Raw genomic sequence first — 18,719 nt, 5'->3', positions numbered from 1 at the left:
GACTCTTGAGGCCTCCCCGTCGAGCCTTCGAACAATCGCTTATTTAACCAGCGTGCGCCATTCGGCATGCGCGCTGGTCTTGCCGGTCACCAGGTCGAAGTAGGCTTTCTGCAGCTTCTCGGTCACCGGGCCACGGCGGCCTGCGCCGATCTTGCGGCCGTCGACTTCGCGGATCGGCGTGACTTCAGCGGCGGTGCCGGTGAAGAAGGCCTCGTCGCAGATGTACACCTCATCGCGGGTGATGCGCTTCTCGACCACCTTGATACCGTGCTCTTCGGCCAGGGTCAGGATGGTGCTGCGGGTGATGCCGTTGAGGCAGGAGGTCACTTCCGGGGTGTACACCACACCATCCTTGACCAGGAAGATGTTCTCGCCCGAGCCTTCGGCCACGTAGCCTTCCGGATCCAGCAGCATGGCCTCGTCGGCGCCGCCGGAGATGGCTTCCTGCAGGGCCAGCATCGAGTTGATGTAGTTGCCGTTGGCCTTGGCGCGGGTCATGGCGATGTTGACGTGGTGACGGGTGTAGGAGCTGGTGCGCACCTTGATGCCGGCTTCCAGTGCTTCTTCACCCATGTAGGCGCCCCAGTGCCAGGCGGCAACGATCACGTGCACCTTCAGGCCGGCGGCGCGCAGGCCCATGCCTTCGCTGCCGAAGAACACCATCGGGCGCAGATAGGCGCTTTCCAGGCCGTTCTCACGTACCGCGGCGCGCTGCGCTTCGTTGATCTCTTCCTTGGTGTAAGGGATCTGCATGTTGAAGATATGCGCGGAGTCGAACAGGCGGTCAGTGTGCGCCTGCAGACGGAAGATCGCCGTGCCATCCGGGGTGTTGTAGGCGCGGACGCCTTCGAACACGCCCATGCCGTAGTGCAGGGTGTGGGTCAGCACATGGGTGGTCGCATCGCGCCACGGCACCAGTTTACCGTCGTACCAGATCACGCCATCACGGTCGGACATCGACATCTTGCCTGCTCCTCAATTCGCTTCGCGGTTCGGTCATGCTCGGGGCTTGGCCCCTCTCGTTCAATTCAGTTCCAGCTGGCGCCACAGGCGCATCACGGCGCGGCGCTCATCCTGGAACTGATCGCCCGGCACCACCCCGGGCTGCTTCTGCAGCGCCTGACGATGAGCTGCCGAGCGATAGATCTTGTAGACCTCGCGCAGCAGACCGGCATCTTCCGCCGTCATCAATCCAACCCGTTCGAGCCCCTCGAGGATGCGAATGTTGTCGGTGAATTCGAGCAGTTGCGGGTATTGCCACGACCAGGCCAGGGCCGCGTATTGCACCATAAATTCAATATCGACGATACCACCGGCGTCCTGCTTCAGATCGAAGGAGGCCACGGCATCGAAGGCATTCGCCCCGGTACCGGCCACGGTCGCGCGGGTGCCGAGGTTGTCGCGCATCTTCGCCCGCATCTCGCTGACTTCACTGCGCAGGGCCGCCACATCACGCTGACGCCCGAGCACCTCGGCACGCACACGGGCGAACGCTCCCGCCAGGCGCTGACAACCGACCAGCACCCGCGCGCGCACCAGCGCCTGGTGCTCCCAGGTCCAGGCCTCGCTCTCCTGATAGCGCTGAAAGGCGCCAAGGGAACTGACCAGCAAACCGGCCGCACCCGAAGGTCGCAGGCGCATGTCCACTTCGTAGAGCGCACCGGACGTGGTCTGGGTGGTCAGCAGGTGGATGATGCGCTGCCCTAGTCGAGTAAAGAACTGCGCGCCATCGATGGGTTTGGCGCCGTCGGTCTCGGCCTGTGGATCGCCATCATGGATGAACACCAGATCCAGATCCGAACCATGACCGAACTCCAGGCCACCAACCTTGCCATAGCCGACGATGATGAAGTCCGGGTCGCACGGCGTGCCGTCGGCGCGCTGCGGGCGACCGTGACGCTGCACCGTGTGCTGCCAGGCCAGCGCCAGCACCTGATCGAGAATCGCCTCGGCCAGCCAGGTCAGGTAGTCCGAAACCTTCATCAAAGGCAGCGTGCCGGCGATCTCCGAGGCGGCCACGCGCAAGCTGTGCGCCAGCTTGAAATGCCGCAGCGCCTCCATCTGCTGCTCCAGATCATCCTCGGGGATGCGTACCAGCCGTTCGCGCAACTCGGCTGCCAGCTCCGGTGCCAGCGGCGGCGAATAAAGGCGCCCTTCATTGAGTAGCTCATCGAGCAACAGGGGATAACGGGCAATCTGCTCGGCGATCCAGGGGCTGGCGGCGCACAGGGTGATCAGGCGCTCCAGCGCGCCAGGGTTCTCGGTCAGCAGCACCAGATAGGCCGAGCGCCGCGCCACCTTTTCCACCAATGGCAACACGCGTTCCAACACCAGATCCGGCTGATCGTGCTCGACGGTCTGCGCCAGCAGGCGCGGAATAAAGGCATCCAGGCGCTCGCGCCCCAGGCGCTGCATGGCGCGCACCTGCGGGCCATTGCGCAGATCAGACAGGCGGCGGCAAGCCGCAGCGGCCTCACCGAAACCGGCCTCCTGCAACTGCTGAACGGCAGCTTCTTCATCGAGCGCGCCCTCCCACAGCGGCAACCATTCGGCGCCGACAGCGGCCTCGCCAGCCGCGCCATCTTCCTCGTCGGGGTCGGCGATGACCTGCTGAAAGTGCCATTCGATACGCCCGCGCCAGTGCATCAGGCGCTCATGAAAACTCGCCCAATCGGCGAAGCCCATGATCACCGCCACGCGCGCCTGATCCTGCGCGTCGGCCGGCAACATCTGCGTCTGCCGGTCACCGATGCCTTGCAGGGCGTGCTCGGTGTAACGGAGGAATTCATAACCGTCCTTCATCTCGGCGACCACGGCGGGCGGCAGGTAGCCCTGTCCTTCCAGCGTGGTCAGCACCTTGAGCAGCGGCCGCTGCTGCAGGCTGAGGTCGCGCCCACCATGGATCAACTGGAAGGCCTGGGCGATGAACTCGATCTCGCGGATGCCACCAGCGCCGAGCTTGATGTTCTCGCTCATGCCCTTGCGCCGCACCTCCTGCTGGATCAGCAGCTTCATCGCGCGCAACGCCTCGATGGCAGAGAAATCCAGATAGCGGCGATAGACGAAGGGCCGCAGCATCTCCAGCAACTCGGCACCGGCGGCCTGATCGCCCCCGACCACGCGCGCCTTGATCATGGCGTAGCGCTCCCAATCGCGGCCCTGATCCTGGTAGTACTGCTCCAGCGCATTGAAGCTGAACACCAACGCCCCGGAGGAACCATAAGGACGCAGGCGCATGTCGGTGCGGAAGACGAAACCGTCGACAGTGATCGCATCCAGCGCTTTGATCAGCTTCTGCCCCAGGCGAATGAAGAACTCCTGGTTGTCCAGCGGGCGCTTCACGCCTTCGGTCTCGCCACCCTCCGGGTAGCCGAAGATCAGGTCGATGTCCGAAGACAGGTTCAGCTCGTGCGCGCCAAGCTTGCCCATGCCGAGGATGACCATGTGCTGGGGCCGACCGCTGCGCCGGCCAGTCGGCGTGCCGAACTGTGCGCAATGCCGTGGGTAGAGCCAGTGATAGGCCAGATCGATGCAGGCATCGGCCAGATCGGACAGGTCGCGACAGGTCTCCGCCAGCGCAGCCTGACGACTGAAATCACGCCAGATGATGCGCAGTTGCTGACGATTACGGAAACGTCGCAGACAACGCCCGAGCGCCTCTTCATCGGCGCACTCGGCCAACAGCGCATCGAGCTGCTGACGCAACTCGCCAGGCGCCAGACTGCGCTCAAGCTCGCCCGATTCCGCGAGCGCGAGAAAGGTCTGCGGGTCACGATGCGCGTGCTCTGCGACAAAATCACTCAGGGCCGCCACCTGCCGCCAGGTGGCCAGGCGCTCGGCCGGCCAGGCTTGCCACAAGGCCTGCAATTCAGGCTGTTCCGCGAGGGCGGCGGTGAGGAACTGGTCGGCACGATCAGCGAGAGGATCGAAGGAGGCAGGCAAATTGAGCAGCGAGGGCAGGCTCATGGTCTATCCTTTTTGGCGGTCTGCCGGCCGCTCGTCGGGACATCCGAAGTCCCGCTACCGCTGAGTATCCGCGGCATGCAGCGCAGCTCACTGTAGTTTTACTACGAAAGATTTGTAGCGGGAGAGCTGAATCCGTCGTCGAAATGTAGTAAAACTACACGCCGGCCGGCCCTACCCCCGGTACATCCAAGAATTCAGCTCGCCCGCCCAAAAAGCCGGCGAGACCCACTGGCCTCCGATTCTGGAAGCCTTTCCGCCCTGGAGCAAGCCATGCAAGACCTCGATCCGATCGAAACCCAGGAATGGCTGGACGCCCTTGAATCCGTCCTCGACCGTGAGGGTGAAGACCGAGCCCACTACCTGATGACCCGTATGGGCGAGCTGGCCACCCGCAGCGGTGCGCAACTGCCCTACGCGATCACCACGCCGTACCGCAACACCATCCCGGTCACGCACGAAGCGCGCATGCCCGGCGATCTGTTCATGGAGCGACGCATCCGCTCGCTGGTACGCTGGAACGCCCTGGCCATGGTGATGCGCACCAACCTGGAAGATCCGGATCTGGGCGGCCACATCTCCAGCTTCGCCTCCTCGGCGACTCTCTACGACATCGGCTTCAACTACTTCTTCCAGGCCCCGACCGAAGAACACGGCGGCGACCTGGTGTTCTATCAGGGCCACGCCAGCCCCGGTGTCTACGCCCGCGCCTTCATGGAAGGCCGCCTGAGCGAAGACCAGATGCAGAACTTCCGTCGCGAAGTCGACGGCAAGGGCCTGTCCTCCTACCCGCACCCCTGGCTGATGCCGGACTTCTGGCAGTTCCCGACCGTTTCCATGGGTCTGGGCCCGATCCAGGCGATCTACCAGGCACGCTTCATGAAGTACCTGGAAGCGCGCGGCTTCATCCCCGCCGGCAAGCAGAAGGTCTGGTGCTTCATGGGTGACGGCGAGTGCGACGAGCCGGAATCCCTCGGCGCCATCGCCCTGGCCGGCCGCGAGAAGCTGGACAACCTGATCTTCGTCATCAACTGCAACCTGCAGCGCCTCGACGGCCCGGTGCGTGGTAACGGCAAGATCATCCAGGAACTCGAAGGCGTGTTCCGTGGCGGCGGCTGGAACGTCAACAAGGTCGTTTGGGGTCGCTTCTGGGATCCGCTGTTCGCCAAGGACAAGGACGGCGCCCTGCAGCGTCGCATGGACGAAGTGGTCGACGGTGAATACCAGAACTACAAGGCCAAAGACGGCGCCTACGTGCGCGAGAACTTCTTCAACACGCCGGAACTCAAGGAGATGGTCAAAGACCTTTCCGACGACGAGATCTGGAAGCTCAACCGTGGCGGCCACGACCCGTACAAGGTCTACGCGGCCTACCACCAGGCCGTGAACCACAGCGGCCAGCCGACCGTGATCCTGGCCAAGACCATCAAGGGCTACGGCACCGGCGCCGGCGAAGCGAAGAACACCGCGCACAACACCAAGAAGGTCGATGTCGACAGCCTGCGTCAGTTCCGCGACCGTTTCGACATCCCGATCAAAGACGAAGAGCTGGAAAACCTGCCTTTCGTACGTCCGGAGCCGGGCAGCGCCGAGTACAAGTACCTGCACGAGCGCCGCGCCGCGCTGGGTGGCTTCGTACCGCAGCGTCGCGCCAAGAGCTTCAGCATCCCGACCCCGCCGCTGGATACCCTCAAGGCCATCCTCGACGGTTCGGGCGACCGTGAAATCTCCACCACCATGGCCTTCGTGCGCATCCTCGCGCAACTGGTCAAGGACAAGGACATCGGCCAGCGCATCGTCCCGATCATCCCGGACGAAGCCCGTACCTTCGGTATGGAAGGCATGTTCCGCCAGCTCGGCATCTACTCTTCCGTAGGCCAGCTGTACGAGCCGGTCGATAAAGATCAGGTGATGTTCTACAAAGAGGACAAGAAAGGTCAGATCCTCGAGGAAGGCATCAACGAAGCCGGCGCCATGAGCTCCTTCATCGCCGCGGGTACCTCGTACTCCTGCCACAACCAGCCGATGCTGCCGTTCTACATCTTCTACTCGATGTTCGGCTTCCAGCGTATCGGCGACCTGGCCTGGGCCGCTGGCGACAGCCGCACCCGTGGCTTCCTGATCGGCGGCACCGCCGGCCGTACCACCCTAAACGGTGAAGGCCTGCAGCACGAAGACGGTCACAGTCACATCATGGCCGCGACCATCCCCAACTGCCGCACCTATGATCCGACCTACGGCTACGAGCTGGCGGTGATCATCCAGGACGGCATGAAGAAGATGACCGAAGAGCAACAGGACGTCTTCTACTACATCACCGTGATGAACGAGTCCTACCAGCAGCCGGCCATGCCGGAAGGCTCGCAGGCAGGCATCATCAAGGGCATGTACCTGCTCGAAGAAGACAAGAAGGAAGCCGCGCACCACGTGCAACTGCTGGGCTCCGGCACCATCCTGCGCGAAGTACGCGAAGCGGCGAAGATTCTCCGCGACGAGTACAACATCGCTGCCGACGTCTGGAGCGTCACCAGCTTCAACGAGCTGCGCCGTGACGGCCTGGCCGTGGAGCGGCGCAACCGCCTGCACCCGGGCCAGAAGCCGCAACAGACCTACGTCGAGCAGTGCCTGGGCGGCCGCAAGGGCCCGGTCATCGCGTCTACCGACTACATGAAGCTGTTCGCCGAACAGATTCGCCAGTGGGTACCGAGCAAGGAATACAAGGTGCTGGGCACCGACGGCTTCGGCCGCAGCGACAGCCGCAAGCAACTGCGTAACTTCTTCGAAGTGGATCGCAAGTGGGTCGTGCTGGCAGCGCTGGAAGCACTGGTCGACCGTGGCGAGATCGAAGCCAAGGTCATGGCCGATGCGATCGCCAAGTTCGGCATCAACCCTGACAAAGCCAACCCGCTGGACTGCTGAGGAGCGTAGCGATGAGTGAACTGATTCGCGTACCCGACCTCGGTGGTGAAGGCGAGGTCATTGAACTGCTGGTCAAGGTCGGCGACCGTGTCGAAGCCGACCAGAGCATCCTGACCCTGGAGTCCGACAAGGCCTCCATGGAGGTGCCCGCACCCAAGGCCGGCGTCATCAAGGAACTGAAGGTCAAGATCGGCGACCGCCTGAAGGAAGGCGACGAGCTGCTGGTGCTGGAAGTCGAAGGTGCTGCGCAAGCCGCGCCGGCGCCGAAAGCCGAAGCCGCACCAGCCGCCGAAGCACCGAAAGCGGCTGCTCCGGCCGCCGCGCCTGCCGCTGCCGCAACCAGCAGCGTGCAGGACGTGCACGTGCCGGACATCGGCACCGACGGCAAGGTCAAGGTCATCGAAGTGATGGTCAAGGCCGGCGACCGTATCGAAGCCGACCAGTCGCTGATCACCCTGGAGTCCGACAAGGCCTCCATGGAAATCCCCGCGCCGGCTGCCGGCGTGGTGGAGTCGGTACAGGTCAAGCTGGACGATGAAATCGGCACCGGCGATCTGATCCTCAAGCTGAAAGTCGAAGGGGCCGCCCCGGCCGCCGCTGCTCAGGCTCCAGCCGCCGCACCCGCACAAGCTGCCGCACCTGCAGCAGCCCCGGCACCGGCCGCCGCAGCCAGCGGCAGCAGCGTGCAGGACGTGCACGTCCCGGACATCGGCTCCAGCGCCAAGGGCAAGGTCATCGAGATCATGGTCAAGGCCGGCGACAGCATCGAAGCCGACCAGAGCCTGCTGACCCTGGAATCCGACAAGGCCTCCATGGAAATCCCCTCGCCGGCTGCCGGTGTGGTGGAAGAAGTGCTGGTCAAGCTGGATGACGAAATCGGCACTGGCGATCTGATTCTCAAGCTCAAGGTAGCCGGCGCCGCACCTGCCGCCGCACCGGCGCAAGCCAGCCAGCAAGTGCACCGTGTGCCGGAAGGCGCCGCACCGGAAGTGGCCGCCGAAGTGCGCGCCATCGCCTCGCTGTCGGCCGCTGCTGCCGACCCGGCCAATGCACCAAAGCGCAGCAGCGCCAAGGTGCACGCCGGCCCGGCCGTGCGTCAGCTAGCGCGTGATTTCGGCGTGGAACTGGCGGACATCGCCGGCACCGGCCCGAAAGGTCGCATCCTCAAGGAAGACGTGCAGGTTTACGTCAAGGCCATGATGCAGAAGGCCAAGGCCGCACCGCAGGCGACTGCTGCTGCCGCTACCGGCGGCGCCGGCATCCCGCCGATCCCGGCGGTGGACTTCAGCAAGTTCGGTGAAGTCGAAGAAGTGGCGATGACCCGCCTGATGCAGGTCGGCGCCGCCAACCTGCACCGCAGCTGGCTCAACGTGCCGCACGTGACCCAGTTCGATTCGGCCGACATCACCGACCTGGAAGCCTTCCGCGTCGCGCAGAAGGCCGTGGCCGAGAAGGCTGGCGTCAAGCTGACCGTGCTGCCGCTGCTGCTCAAATCCTGCGCTCACCTGCTCAAGGAACTGCCGGACTTCAACAGTTCGCTGGCGCCGAGCGGCAAGGCGATCATCCGCAAGAAGTACGTGCACATCGGCTTCGCCGTCGATACACCGGACGGCCTGCTGGTGCCGGTGATCAAGAACGTCGACCAGAAGAGCCTGCTGCAACTGGCAGCCGAAGCGGCCGAGCTGGCCGACAAGGCCCGCAAGAAGAAGCTATCGGCTGACGACATGCAGGGCGCCTGCTTCACCATCTCCAGCCTCGGCCACATTGGCGGCACCGGCTTCACGCCGATCGTCAACGCGCCGGAAGTGGCGATCCTCGGTGTCAGCAAGGCGACCATGCAACCGGTCTGGGACGGCAAGGCCTTCCAGCCGCGTCTGATGCTGCCGCTGTCGCTGTCCTACGATCACCGCGTGATCAATGGTGCAGCCGCTGCGCGCTTCACTCAGCGCCTGTCGCAGGTGCTGGCGGACATTCGCACCATCCTGCTGTAAACCGTTTCGAGCACGCCACGCTCGCATCCTCAACCCCGCCCAATCTGGGTGGGGTTTTTTTTGCCCGTGATTAGGGCTTTTCAGCCCTTCTGCACGTTACGGATCAGAAAGCTCAATGCCTTGGCCAGCTCGGCAGCGCCACCGAGATCACGCACGATAGTCAGCAACGGCTGCCCGTCACGCGGGTTGAGCAGCGTGCAGCGAATGCCGCTCGGCGGACATTCATAGCGGATATAGGGATCGAGCCCGAACACCGAGAGGTGACGGTTGCGCACACTGACCGCTGTACCCTGACTGCCACGCACTTCCTCACGCAGGATCAATTCGCCCGATGCACCGGTACTCAACCGATAGGTGAGATCGTCACGCTGCGCCTGCCCCACCTGGTAGGCCGCGCGCAACGCATAGGTGTCGAGCAGCGCATTGCTGTGCGCCAGCAGCGCCTGGCGTTCGTCCGTGGTCAGATAGAGTCGCTTGAGTTCGCTCAGGTACGCCACCTGTTCCTCGCCCTGGAGCCCGTCATTTGTGGCCGCCAACGCGGATGCCGAAGAAAAAAGCGTGCTATGCAGCACCAACACCATGAGTTTTCTTGTCAGTAACGATCGCATCATGCACCCTTGCCGAACGCTATAGTGAAGTAGGCCCGAGCCGGTGCTTGCCCGCACGCCGCGATTGCCCCTGCCGGCACCGCTGCTGCGACGAAATCCTCCGCTCGTATGGCCAGCATACTGGAAGCCCACCGCCCAATGAAAAGCCATCCCGATGCCGGCAATCGCCTGGCAGCCGAGGTTGTGACGCAGTTGCCAGTGCCCTCGCGGCTCGGGATGCTGCGTTTCGAGCGCTTGAACGAGCCAAGCTGGGCCCTGTTGTTTCTCGACCCGGCCTGCGAACGGGCCCTGGGCGTGAGCGCCCCCGAACTCTGCGCGCTGGTGGACGCACCTTATGCCAGCCTGATGGAGCCTGAGGCGCGCTACGGATTGCACGATTCCATTCAGCAGCAGTTGCTGAGTAGCCCTCACTACGTCGTCCACTACACCCTGCACACGCCACTCGGCCCGTTGAACCTGCTGGAAGTCGGCGAACCCTTCAAACAGCGCAATCGCCAATTACTGCGTGGCTATCTGCTGGTCACCAGCGGGGAAAATGCCGAGCGCGTCGAAAGCGACTACGAATTGCAGTTGCCGGCCAAGCCGCAAGCCGACACGACAGCGCAGCTCCAGCTCACCCAGCAGGAGCAGCGCGACCATCTGGCGCGCGCGCGCACCCGCCAGGCACTGATCGTACGCCTGGCCAGACAACGCTACCTGTCGGCCGATCCGTTGCGCGAAGCCGCCGAACTCATCACCGAGGTGGCCTGCGAAACCTACGGCATCGCCCAAGCCGGCATTTGGCGCATCAATCAGCACAGCATCGAATCGGTCGCGCTCTACCGCGCCGGCCTCAAACGCCACGACAGCCTGCAGGGCTTCGATACGCGCTGCTTCCCGATCTACCTCGAAGCCCTGCGCAGCGGGCGCGCCATCGATGCGCAGAACGCCCGTCAGGATCCACGCACCCGCGAGCTGGCGGCCTGCTACCTCGCGCCGGAAGACATCACCTCCGTACTCGATGCCAGCATCCGTGTGGACGGCGAAGTGGTCGGCGTCCTCTGCCTGGAACACCGAGGCGCCCCCCGCCCCTGGCAAGCCGATGAAATCGCCTTCGCCGGCGAACTCGCAGACCAGTATGCACAGGTGCTGATCAACCAGCAGAAGCGCGACGCCACCCATGCCCTGAACCTGTTCCAGCGCGCCGTGGAACAAAGCGCCAGCGCCTTCCTGCTGGTCGACCGCGACGGCATGGTGGAATACGTCAACCCCAGTTTCACCGCCATCACCCTGTACAGCAGCGACGAGGTCTGCGGCCAGCGTTTGTCCGAGCTGCCGGCCCTGGCCAACCTCAGCGATCTGCTGTTCGACAACGCTTCAAGCCTGGCCGAACACAACAGCTGGCAGGGCGAGTTCCGCAGCCGACGCAAGAGTCAGGAGCCCTACTGGGGCCAACTGTCGATTTCCAAGGTGTACGGTGACGACGGCGAGCTGACCCACTACATCGGCATCTACGAAGACATCACCGAGACCAAACTGGCCCAGCAGCGCATCGAGCGCCTGGCTTACACCGATAACCTGACCAACCTGGGCAATCGCCCTTCGTTCATTCGCAGCCTGGAAGAGCGTTTCGCACGCAACCCCGAGCAATCGCTCGGACTGCTGCTGGTGGACATCGACAACTTCAAACGGATCAACGACAGCCTCGGCCACCAGACCGGCGACAAGCTGCTCGCCGCCCTGGCCCGGCGCCTGCGCAACAGCCTGGGCATGCAAGGTACGCTGGCGCGCTTCGCCAGCAACGAGTTCGCCATCCTGCTCGACGGCAGCGACGAAGATACCGCCCAGCGTATCGCCCATCAGGTGCTGCAGACCCTGGACAAACCACTGTTCGTCGACAACCAGCTGATCAGCATCACCGGCTCGGTCGGCCTGGCGCTGGCCCCCAAGCATGGCGGCGATCCGCAGACGCTGATGAAACATGCCGGCCTGGCGCTGCACAAGGCCAAGGCCAACGGCAAGCATCAGGTGCAGCAGTTCACCGAAGCGTTGAACGCCGAGGCCAACTACAAGCTGTTCGTCGAGAACAACCTGCGCCGCGCCCTGACCCAGAGCGAGCTGGAGGTGTTCTACCAACCCAAGCTGTGCCTCAAGACCGGACAACTGGTGGGGATGGAAGCCCTGCTGCGCTGGCAGCACCCGGAGAAGGGCATGATCCGCCCGGATCAGTTCATCAGCGTCGCCGAGGAAACCGGGCTGATCATCCCCATCGGCAAGTGGGTGGTGCGCCAGGCCTGCCGGATGAGCAAGCAGATTGCCGCCATCGGCATGGGCGAATTGCAGGTGGCGATCAACCTGTCACCCAAACAGTTCTCCGACCCGGATCTGGTCGGCTCCATCGCCGCCATCCTGCACGAAGAGCAACTCGACCCGCGCCTGCTGGAGCTGGAACTCACCGAGGGCCTGCTGCTGGAGGCCACCGATGACACCCGCCACCAACTCGGCCGCCTGAAGAGCCTGGGCCTGACCCTGGCCATGGACGATTTCGGTACCGGCTATTCGTCGCTCAGCTACCTGAAGAAGTTTCCCATCGACGTGATCAAGATCGATCGCAGCTTCGTCAAGGACATCCCCGATAATCAGGACGACATGGAAATCACCTCGGCGGTGATCGCCATGGCCCACAACCTCAAGCTCAAGGTGGTGGCCGAAGGCATCGAGACCGCGGCCCAGCTCGGTTTCCTGCGTCGCCAGCGCTGCGATATCGGGCAAGGTTACCTGTTCGACAAACCCATCCCGGGTCGCGACCTGATCGACAGCCTGCGCCGCTATCCGTGCCGGCCACAGAGCTCGACCGACCAACGGACGTAACACGCGCCTCGGCACGCAGTCCACAATCTGCCATTTACAGGAGATCGCCATGGTTTTGCGCTCGCAGATTCTCGTTCATAAACTCGCCCTGCCGACAGCCGAACAGGCGCTGCCCGGCCGTGCCGAACCGCTGCCGGTGGCCGATACTCACCATGTCAACGGCCACCCGATCAAACCGCCCTTCCCTGCGGGTCTGCAGCAGGCCGTGTTCGGCCTCGGCTGTTTCTGGGGCGCCGAACGGCGCTTCTGGCAGCAGCCGGGCGTATTCAGTACGGCGGTCGGTTATGCCGGTGGCTACACCCCCAACCCCACCTATGACGAAGTCTGCTCCGGGCTCACCGGGCACACCGAGGTGGTGCTGGTGGTGTTCGATCCGCAACACACCAGCTTCGAAGCGCTGCTCAAGGTGTTCTGGGAGGCGCACAACCCGACTCAGGGCATGCGCCAGGGCAACGACCAGGGCACCCAGTACCGCTCGGCCATCTACTGCCAGGACGAGGCGCAACTGCACGCAGCGCTGGCCAGCCAGGCACGCTTCCAGGCCGAGCTGGACAAGGCCGGCATGGGCAGCATCACCACGGAAATCGCCGAGGCGCCGACTTTCTACTACGCCGAGACCTATCATCAGCAGTACCTGGCGAAGAACCCCAACGGCTATTGCGGCCTCGGCGGAACAGGCGTATGTCTACCCCCTGAGCCCGCCATCTGAGTCGAACATCGTGGAACTGAGCAGCATCGCCAGCCAGGTATCCAGTCAGGCCTCTTCGCAGATTGCCGCGCAGATGTCGCTTCTGCTGCTGCGCAAGACCCTGGATCTACAGGCCGCCAACATGGCCGGGCTGGTACAGGCGGCAGCACCGGCCAGCACATCGAGCAATCCGCCGAATCTGGGCAACAGCATCGACGTGACAGCCTGAACAACAGATGCCTTTATGCCATCAGCCGGACTAAACTGCCGGCACTTAGCCAGCAATCGATGAGTCCGGCATGGCCGCCCCTCTCCCTACCATCACTCCCGAGCAACTTTGCATAGGTCTGTACATACAGCTGGATCTAAGCTGGTGGGAGCATGATTTCGCTTTCAGCAACTTCAAGATCAAGGACGAGGGGCAGCTCCGCGCCCTGCGTGCCCTGAAGCTGAAGCAACTGCGCTATGACCCCTCACGCAGTGACTGCCCGCCGCTGGAGCTCTCCGATGAGCCCACTCTGGAGCCCAGCGTCAGCGAAGAAGTGCCCGAAGATCCGGAGAGCCGCGCCCGCCAGGAACGTGCGCAGAAGCTGCGCCACCTGCGCAGTCGCCTGGCCGAAGTGGATCGCCGTTTCATCGAGGCCAGCCAGCGCATCAAGTCGCTCAACCAGACCCTGCGCAGCCGCCCGGAAGACGCCATGCGCCAAGCTGGAGCCATCGTCGGCGAGATGGTCGAGACCCTGCTCGGCGCACCTGGTGTGGTGCTCCACGGCATCACCGGCAAGGCCGCCGAAGACAGCTACTTCCATGCGCTCAACGTCACCGTCCTGTCGCTGCTGCTGGGCCGTCAGCTCGGTCTCGACAGCGAGGCCTGCCACAGCATTGGCCTGGGCGCGTTGCTGCACGATATCGGCAAGATGGAAGTGCCGAGCAAGGTGCTGCTCAAACCCGAACCGCTGACCCGCCCGGAACAGCAATTGCTGCAGATGCACACCGATTTCGGCCTGCGCATGGGGCAGAAGCTGATGCTCGATGACGAGGTGCTGCGCATCATCCACGAGCATCACGAACACTGCGACGGCACTGGCTATCCGCGTGGCCTGCATGAAGCCAGCATCGGTCGTCTCAGCCGCCTGGTAGCCATCACCAATCACTTCGACGGCCTGTGCAACCCGCTCGACCCGCGCCAGGCGCTGAGCCCGCACGAGGCGCTGGCGCTGATGTTCAAGCAGCAGCGCGAACGCTTCGACGAGGTGATGCTGAAGGCCTTCATCCGGGTCATGGGGATCTACCCGCCGGGCAGCCTGGTACAGCTCGAAGACGAGCGTTACGCGCTGGTGCTGGGCATGAACCCGACCCAGGCACTGAAGCCGACGCTGATTCTCTACGACGCGGAGATACCCAAGCAGGAAGCGCTGATCCTCGACCTGGCGCAGGAGCCGAGGCAGGCCATCGCCCGCAGCCTGCGCCCCTCGCAGCTACCGCTGGAGGTGCTGGAGTACCTCAGCCCGCGGCGCAACCTGAGCTATCACATCGAGCCCAATCACAAGCCGGGCTGAGGCTGCAAGCTGGTAGCCCGGATGCAATCCGGGGATCGGAGGGCACGGCTTCCGGATTTCATCCAGGCTACGCTTATGACTTACCGCTTGTGGCTTCTTCTATCAGCCAATCCAGGCGCCAGCCGCCCTGGCTCTGGCCGAGCGCATCGGCCAACCATGGCAGCAGTTGCCTGAGTTCGTCCTCCAGGCCCCATGGTGGGTTGCTGATCACCAGGCCCGAGCCACTCAGGCGCGTGGCATCGTCCGGGGCGTGCACGTAAAGCTCGGCGCGCAACAACTTGGGCGCGGCGCTCTTTTGCAGGTCGCGGTAGAAGCGCGCCAACTGACGTTCGTCCTTGATCGGGTACCAGATCGCGACGATGGCCTGGCGCATGCGGCCATGCGCTTCATTCAAGGCCTCGGCACAGCGTTGCAGTTCGTCCGTTTGCTCGAAGGGCGGATCGATCAGCAGCAGCACGCGCTTCTCGCGGGTCGGCATCAGTGCACGTGGCACGTGCCAGCCTTCGCCCAGGTGCACGGCCACGCGACGGTCGCCGCGCATGTTGTCCTTGAGCAGACGACCATCCTCGGGGTGCTTCTCGTTGAGCTGCAGGCGATCCTGCTCACGACTGAGCAGACGTGCCAGCTCCGGCGAGCCCGGGTAGTAGCGCAGCTCGCCGTCCGGGTTCATGGCCCGCACCACTTCTAGATAAGCCTCCACCGCGTCCGGCAACTGCGCGGCCTGCCACAGGCGAGCGATGCCTTCTAGGTACTCACCGGTACGGCTGGCCTGGTCGCCTTGCAGATCATAGAGGCCGATGCCGGCATGGCTGTCGAGATAGGCGAAGGGCGTCTCTTTCTTCGACAGCAGGGCGATCAGGCGAGTCAGCACCAGATGCTTGAGCACGTCGGCGTGGTTGCCGGCATGGAAGGCGTGGCGGTAGTTCATGCGGGAGTCCTCGAATCAGGCGCGCAGTTTAACAGGCCACGAGCGGCTCGCATCGTGGCTTGCAGCATGGCACGCTGGTTACCTCCTCAGCGGACAGCGAGAACTCATGATGTCTCTGCAAGGCTTGCTCGGCAGCGCACTGCCCCTGATTCAAGCACCGATGGCCGGCTCGCAGGATCATCGCCTGGCGGCAGCCGTATGCGAGGCTGGCGGCCTGGGTTCGATCCCCTGCGCCATGCTTACGCCGACGGCCCTGCGTCAGGAGTTGGAGAGGCTACGCAGCCTGACCACACGCCCGTTCAACCTCAATTTCTTCAGCCATGTACCGCCCGAGCCGGATGCCGCCCGCGACACAACCTGGCGCGAGGCATTGGCGCCTTACTACGACGAGTTTGGCGTAGATCCGGCAAGCATCGCCAGCGGGCCGGGGCGCCTGCCATTCAACGACGAAGCGGCCGAGCTGGTGGAAGAGTTCCGCCCAGCCGTGGTGAGTTTCCATTTCGGCCTGCCAGACGAAAGCCTGCTGCAGCGTGTGCGGCGCAGCGGGGCGAAGATTCTCTCCAGCGCGACCACGCTGGACGAGGCGCTCTGGCTGCATGAACACGGCGTCGATGCGGTGATCGCGCAGGGCCTGGAAGCTGGCGGGCATCGCGGGCACTTTCTCGACCATGACCTCAGCCGCCAGCTCGGCACCTTCGCCCTGTTGCCGCAACTGGTCGATGCCCTCGATGTGCCGGTGATCGCTGCTGGCGGCATCAGCGATGCCCGTGGCGTGGCCGCAGCCATGGCGTTGGGCGCAGCGGGCGTGCAGGTCGGCAGCGCCTATCTGCTGTGCCCGGAAGCCAATATCGGCGCCATCCACCGCGCCGCCCTGCAAAGCCCGGCGGCGCGCCATACAGCGCTGACCAACCTGTTCAGCGGGCGCCCGGCACGCGGCATCATCAACCGTCTGATGCGCGAGCTGGGGCCGCTCAGCACGCAGGCGCCGGAATTCCCACTGGCCACTGCAGCCATCGCCCCCTTGCGAGCGGCAGCCGAAGCGCAAGGCAGCGGGGACTTTTCGCCGCTGTGGGCCGGGCAGAACATTGCCAACTGCCGGCCGATGCCGGCGGCCGAGCTGACCCGCGAGCTGGCGCGGGGCTTCGCCTGACAACCTGGTAGGGCGGGTGCAACCCGCCACTCCCGGCGCGGCGGGTTGCCCCCGCCCTACAGACACCGACCTGTGACTATCACGGTGAATGATGATGCTGGGCAGTTGGGCGGCAGGCTGCCTAGACTCGGTCGATCATCTGGAGGCCCGTTCCATGTCCGAGACCCTGCTCAGCTCCCGCAACCTGGCGTTCGAACTCTACGAAGTGCTCGACGCCGAAGCCCTGACCCAGCGCCCGCGCTTCGCCGATCACAATCGCGAGACCTTCGACGCGGCCATCAGCACCGCGCGCGGCATCGCCGAGGAACTGTTCGCCCCGCACAATCGCAAGAACGACGAACACGAGCCCCAGTACGTCGACGGCGGCGCAGTGCTGATCCCGGAAGTCGAGCCGGCGCTGCGCGCCTTTCATGAGGCCGGCTTTCTCAACGCCACCCGCGATTTCGAGCACGGCGGCATGCAACTGCCCAATCTGCTGTCACAGGCCTGCTTCGCGCATTTCCAGTCGGCCAACATCGCCACCAGCTCCTACTCGATGCTGACCATGGGCGTGGCCAACCTGATCGAGGCCTTCGGCAACGAGGAGCAGAAATCCCGCTACCTGCAACCGATCATTGACGGCCGCTTCTTCGGCACCATGGCACTGACCGAGCCGCACGCTGGCTCGTCGCTATCGGACATCAGAACCCGCGCCGAACCGCATGCCGACGGCAGTTACCGAATCAAGGGCAACAAGATCTTCATCTCCGGCGGCGACCAGCCGATCTCCGAAAACATCGTGCACATGGTGCTGGCCAAGCTGCCGGACGCACCGCCCGGCGTGAAGGGCATCAGCCTGTTCCTGGTGCCCAAGTTCCACGTCAACGGCGATGGATCGCTGGGCGCGCGCAACGACGTGACCCTGGCCGGGCTGTTCCACAAGATGGGCTGGCGCGGCACCACTTCCACTGCATTGAATTTCGGCGATAACGGCGAATGTGTCGGCTATCTGGTGGGTAAGCCGCATGCGGGCCTGTCCTACATGTTCCAGATGATGAACGAGGCGCGCATCGGTGTTGGCATGGGCGCGATCATGCTCGGCTACGCCGGCTACCTGTATTCGCTGGACTACGCGCGCAACCGCCCGCAAGGCCGCCAGCCCGATGGCAAGGATCCGACCAGCCCGCAGATCTCCATCGTCGAACACGCCGATGTACGGCGTATGCTGCTGACCCAGAAAGCCTACGTCGAAGGTGCCTTCGACCTCGGCTTGTACGCCGCGCGCCTGTTCGACGACACCCAGACCCTGGAAACCGCCGAAGAGCGCACCCGCGCCCTGGAACTGCTCGACCTGCTCACACCCATCGTCAAATCCTGGCCTTCGGAGTTCTGCCTCAAGGCCAACGAGCTGGCGATCCAGATCCTCGGCGGCCACGGCTACACCCGCGAATACCCGGTGGAGCAGTACTACCGCGACAACCGCCTCAACCCGATCCACGAAGGCACCCACGGTATCCAGTCGCTCGACCTGCTCGGGCGCAAGGTGTCGATGAACGGTGGGGCGGCGCTCAAGCAATTGCTCAAGCTGATCAACGACTGCTGTCAGCGCGCCGGTGCGCATGAATCGCTCACGGCTCTGCGTCAGCCACTGGAGCAACTCGTGGCGCGCCTGCAAACGGTAACCCTGGCGCTGCTGGGCGATCTGATGAGTGGCAAGGTCAACCAGGGGCTGGCCAACTCGGCGCTATACCTCAAGGCGTTCGGCCATACAGTGATCGGCTGGCGCTGGCTGGAGCAGGCGATTCGCGCCGAAGAGGGCCTGACGCGTACCGATAATGCCGAGGAGCAAGCCTTCTATCGCGGCAAGCTGCAGGCCGCGCGCTATTTCCTGACCTGGGAAGTGCCGAGCTGCCATCACGAGTTGGCCATTCTCGAAGCGCGCGACGATACCTGCCTGAGCATGCAAGACGCCTGGTTCTGAAGTCATTCGCGCCCCCGGAGCTCTGCACACGCGCAGCTCCGGGGCATCGCGAAAAATGTAATAACCTTTTTGACAGACAGGCAAAGGCTACGGTTAGAATCCC

General features: G+C 64.0%; 12 protein-coding genes and 1 pseudogene. 9 read left to right on the top strand and 4 right to left on the bottom strand.

Annotation, left to right across the window (positions count from 1 at the left end; all coding sequences use genetic code 11):
• Nucleotides 1–39: 39 nt before the first annotated feature.
• Both ACODS1_RS07155 and glnE read right to left on the bottom strand, forming a co-directional pair.
• Nucleotides 40–963 carry a branched-chain amino acid transaminase gene (locus ACODS1_RS07155; RefSeq protein ID WP_489085074.1) on the bottom strand — a complete coding sequence of 308 codons (924 nt, stop codon included), beginning with the start codon at nt 961–963 and terminating at the stop codon, nt 40–42.
• A gap of 60 nt (nt 964–1,023) precedes the next feature.
• A complete protein-coding gene (gene glnE / locus ACODS1_RS07150) occupies nt 1,024–3,966 on the bottom strand; it encodes a bifunctional [glutamate--ammonia ligase]-adenylyl-L-tyrosine phosphorylase/[glutamate--ammonia-ligase] adenylyltransferase (RefSeq protein WP_489085073.1) in 2,943 nt (980 codons plus the stop codon).
• Nucleotides 3,967–4,236: 270 nt separating this feature from the next.
• On the opposite strand from glnE, the gene aceE reads away from it, so the two are divergent.
• Together aceE and aceF are read left to right on the top strand one after the other, a co-directional pair.
• Nucleotides 4,237–6,882 (top strand): pyruvate dehydrogenase (acetyl-transferring), homodimeric type, encoded by a 2,646-nt coding sequence (gene aceE / locus ACODS1_RS07145; RefSeq protein WP_322979823.1) that lies wholly within the window; start codon nt 4,237–4,239, stop codon nt 6,880–6,882.
• Nucleotides 6,883–6,893: 11 nt separating this feature from the next.
• Nucleotides 6,894–8,873, top strand: a complete 1,980-nt coding sequence (gene aceF, locus ACODS1_RS07140; RefSeq protein ID WP_489085072.1) for a dihydrolipoyllysine-residue acetyltransferase — start codon at nt 6,894–6,896, stop codon at nt 8,871–8,873.
• An 80-nt stretch (nt 8,874–8,953) separates the two neighbouring features.
• Here the strand turns inward: aceF and ACODS1_RS07135 are convergent, their stop codons facing one another.
• A complete protein-coding gene (locus ACODS1_RS07135; RefSeq protein WP_489085183.1) occupies nt 8,954–9,481 on the bottom strand; it encodes a hypothetical protein in 528 nt (175 codons plus the stop codon).
• 138 nt (nt 9,482–9,619) lie between these two features.
• On the opposite strand from ACODS1_RS07135, the pseudogene ACODS1_RS07130 reads away from it, so the two are divergent.
• The 5 genes and pseudogenes from ACODS1_RS07130 to ACODS1_RS07110 form a co-directional block, all read left to right on the top strand.
• Nucleotides 9,620–11,434, top strand: a pseudogene (locus ACODS1_RS07130) (diguanylate cyclase domain-containing protein); the annotation flags it as partial.
• Entirely contained in the window at nt 11,435–12,331 is an 897-nt protein-coding gene (locus ACODS1_RS07125; protein WP_489085182.1) for a putative bifunctional diguanylate cyclase/phosphodiesterase, read from the top strand. It abuts the pseudogene before it with no gap.
• 49 nt (nt 12,332–12,380) lie between these two features.
• A complete protein-coding gene (msrA, locus tag ACODS1_RS07120) occupies nt 12,381–13,040 on the top strand; it encodes a peptide-methionine (S)-S-oxide reductase MsrA (RefSeq protein WP_489085071.1) in 660 nt (219 codons plus the stop codon).
• Between the two features lie 10 nt (nt 13,041–13,050).
• Nucleotides 13,051–13,248: a putative motility protein gene (locus ACODS1_RS07115; RefSeq protein ID WP_489085070.1), complete on the top strand. Its 198-nt coding sequence runs from the start codon at nt 13,051–13,053 to the stop codon at nt 13,246–13,248.
• 70 nt (nt 13,249–13,318) lie between these two features.
• Nucleotides 13,319–14,578: a cyclic di-GMP phosphodiesterase gene (locus ACODS1_RS07110; protein ID WP_489085069.1), complete on the top strand. Its 1,260-nt coding sequence runs from the start codon at nt 13,319–13,321 to the stop codon at nt 14,576–14,578.
• 73 nt (nt 14,579–14,651) lie between these two features.
• Here the strand turns inward: ACODS1_RS07110 and ACODS1_RS07105 are convergent, their stop codons facing one another.
• A complete protein-coding gene (locus tag ACODS1_RS07105) occupies nt 14,652–15,506 on the bottom strand; it encodes a 23S rRNA (adenine(2030)-N(6))-methyltransferase RlmJ (RefSeq protein ID WP_489085068.1) in 855 nt (284 codons plus the stop codon).
• A gap of 109 nt (nt 15,507–15,615) precedes the next feature.
• On the opposite strand from ACODS1_RS07105, the gene ACODS1_RS07100 reads away from it, so the two are divergent.
• Nucleotides 15,616–16,656: an NAD(P)H-dependent flavin oxidoreductase gene (locus tag ACODS1_RS07100; protein ID WP_489085181.1), complete on the top strand. Its 1,041-nt coding sequence runs from the start codon at nt 15,616–15,618 to the stop codon at nt 16,654–16,656.
• Nucleotides 16,657–16,810: 154 nt separating this feature from the next.
• Nucleotides 16,811–18,616, top strand: a complete 1,806-nt coding sequence (locus ACODS1_RS07095; protein ID WP_489085067.1) for an acyl-CoA dehydrogenase — start codon at nt 16,811–16,813, stop codon at nt 18,614–18,616.
• The last annotated feature ends 103 nt before the right edge of the window (nt 18,617–18,719 follow it).

Source organism: Pseudomonas sp. FG29, from assembly GCF_057809355.1.
Note: the sequence above shows the minus strand (reverse complement) of the source record. Positions and strands in the feature narration are given on the sequence as shown.

Excerpts from the sequence above, each read along its gene's own strand:
- ACODS1_RS07155 (WP_489085074.1), bottom strand. The coding sequence starts at position 963 with ATGTCGATGTCCGACCGTGATGGCGTGATCTGGTACGACGGTAAACTG.
- glnE (WP_489085073.1), bottom strand. The coding sequence starts at position 3,966 with ATGAGCCTGCCCTCGCTGCTCAATTTGCCTGCCTCCTTCGATCCTCTC.
- aceE (WP_322979823.1), top strand. The coding sequence starts at position 4,237 with ATGCAAGACCTCGATCCGATCGAAACCCAGGAATGGCTGGACGCCCTT.
- aceF (WP_489085072.1), top strand. The coding sequence starts at position 6,894 with ATGAGTGAACTGATTCGCGTACCCGACCTCGGTGGTGAAGGCGAGGTC.
- ACODS1_RS07135 (WP_489085183.1), bottom strand. The coding sequence starts at position 9,481 with ATGCGATCGTTACTGACAAGAAAACTCATGGTGTTGGTGCTGCATAGC.
- ACODS1_RS07125 (WP_489085182.1), top strand. The coding sequence starts at position 11,435 with ATGAAACATGCCGGCCTGGCGCTGCACAAGGCCAAGGCCAACGGCAAG.
- msrA (WP_489085071.1), top strand. The coding sequence starts at position 12,381 with ATGGTTTTGCGCTCGCAGATTCTCGTTCATAAACTCGCCCTGCCGACA.
- ACODS1_RS07110 (WP_489085069.1), top strand. The coding sequence starts at position 13,319 with ATGGCCGCCCCTCTCCCTACCATCACTCCCGAGCAACTTTGCATAGGT.
- ACODS1_RS07105 (WP_489085068.1), bottom strand. The coding sequence starts at position 15,506 with ATGAACTACCGCCACGCCTTCCATGCCGGCAACCACGCCGACGTGCTC.
- ACODS1_RS07100 (WP_489085181.1), top strand. The coding sequence starts at position 15,616 with ATGTCTCTGCAAGGCTTGCTCGGCAGCGCACTGCCCCTGATTCAAGCA.
- ACODS1_RS07095 (WP_489085067.1), top strand. The coding sequence starts at position 16,811 with ATGTCCGAGACCCTGCTCAGCTCCCGCAACCTGGCGTTCGAACTCTAC.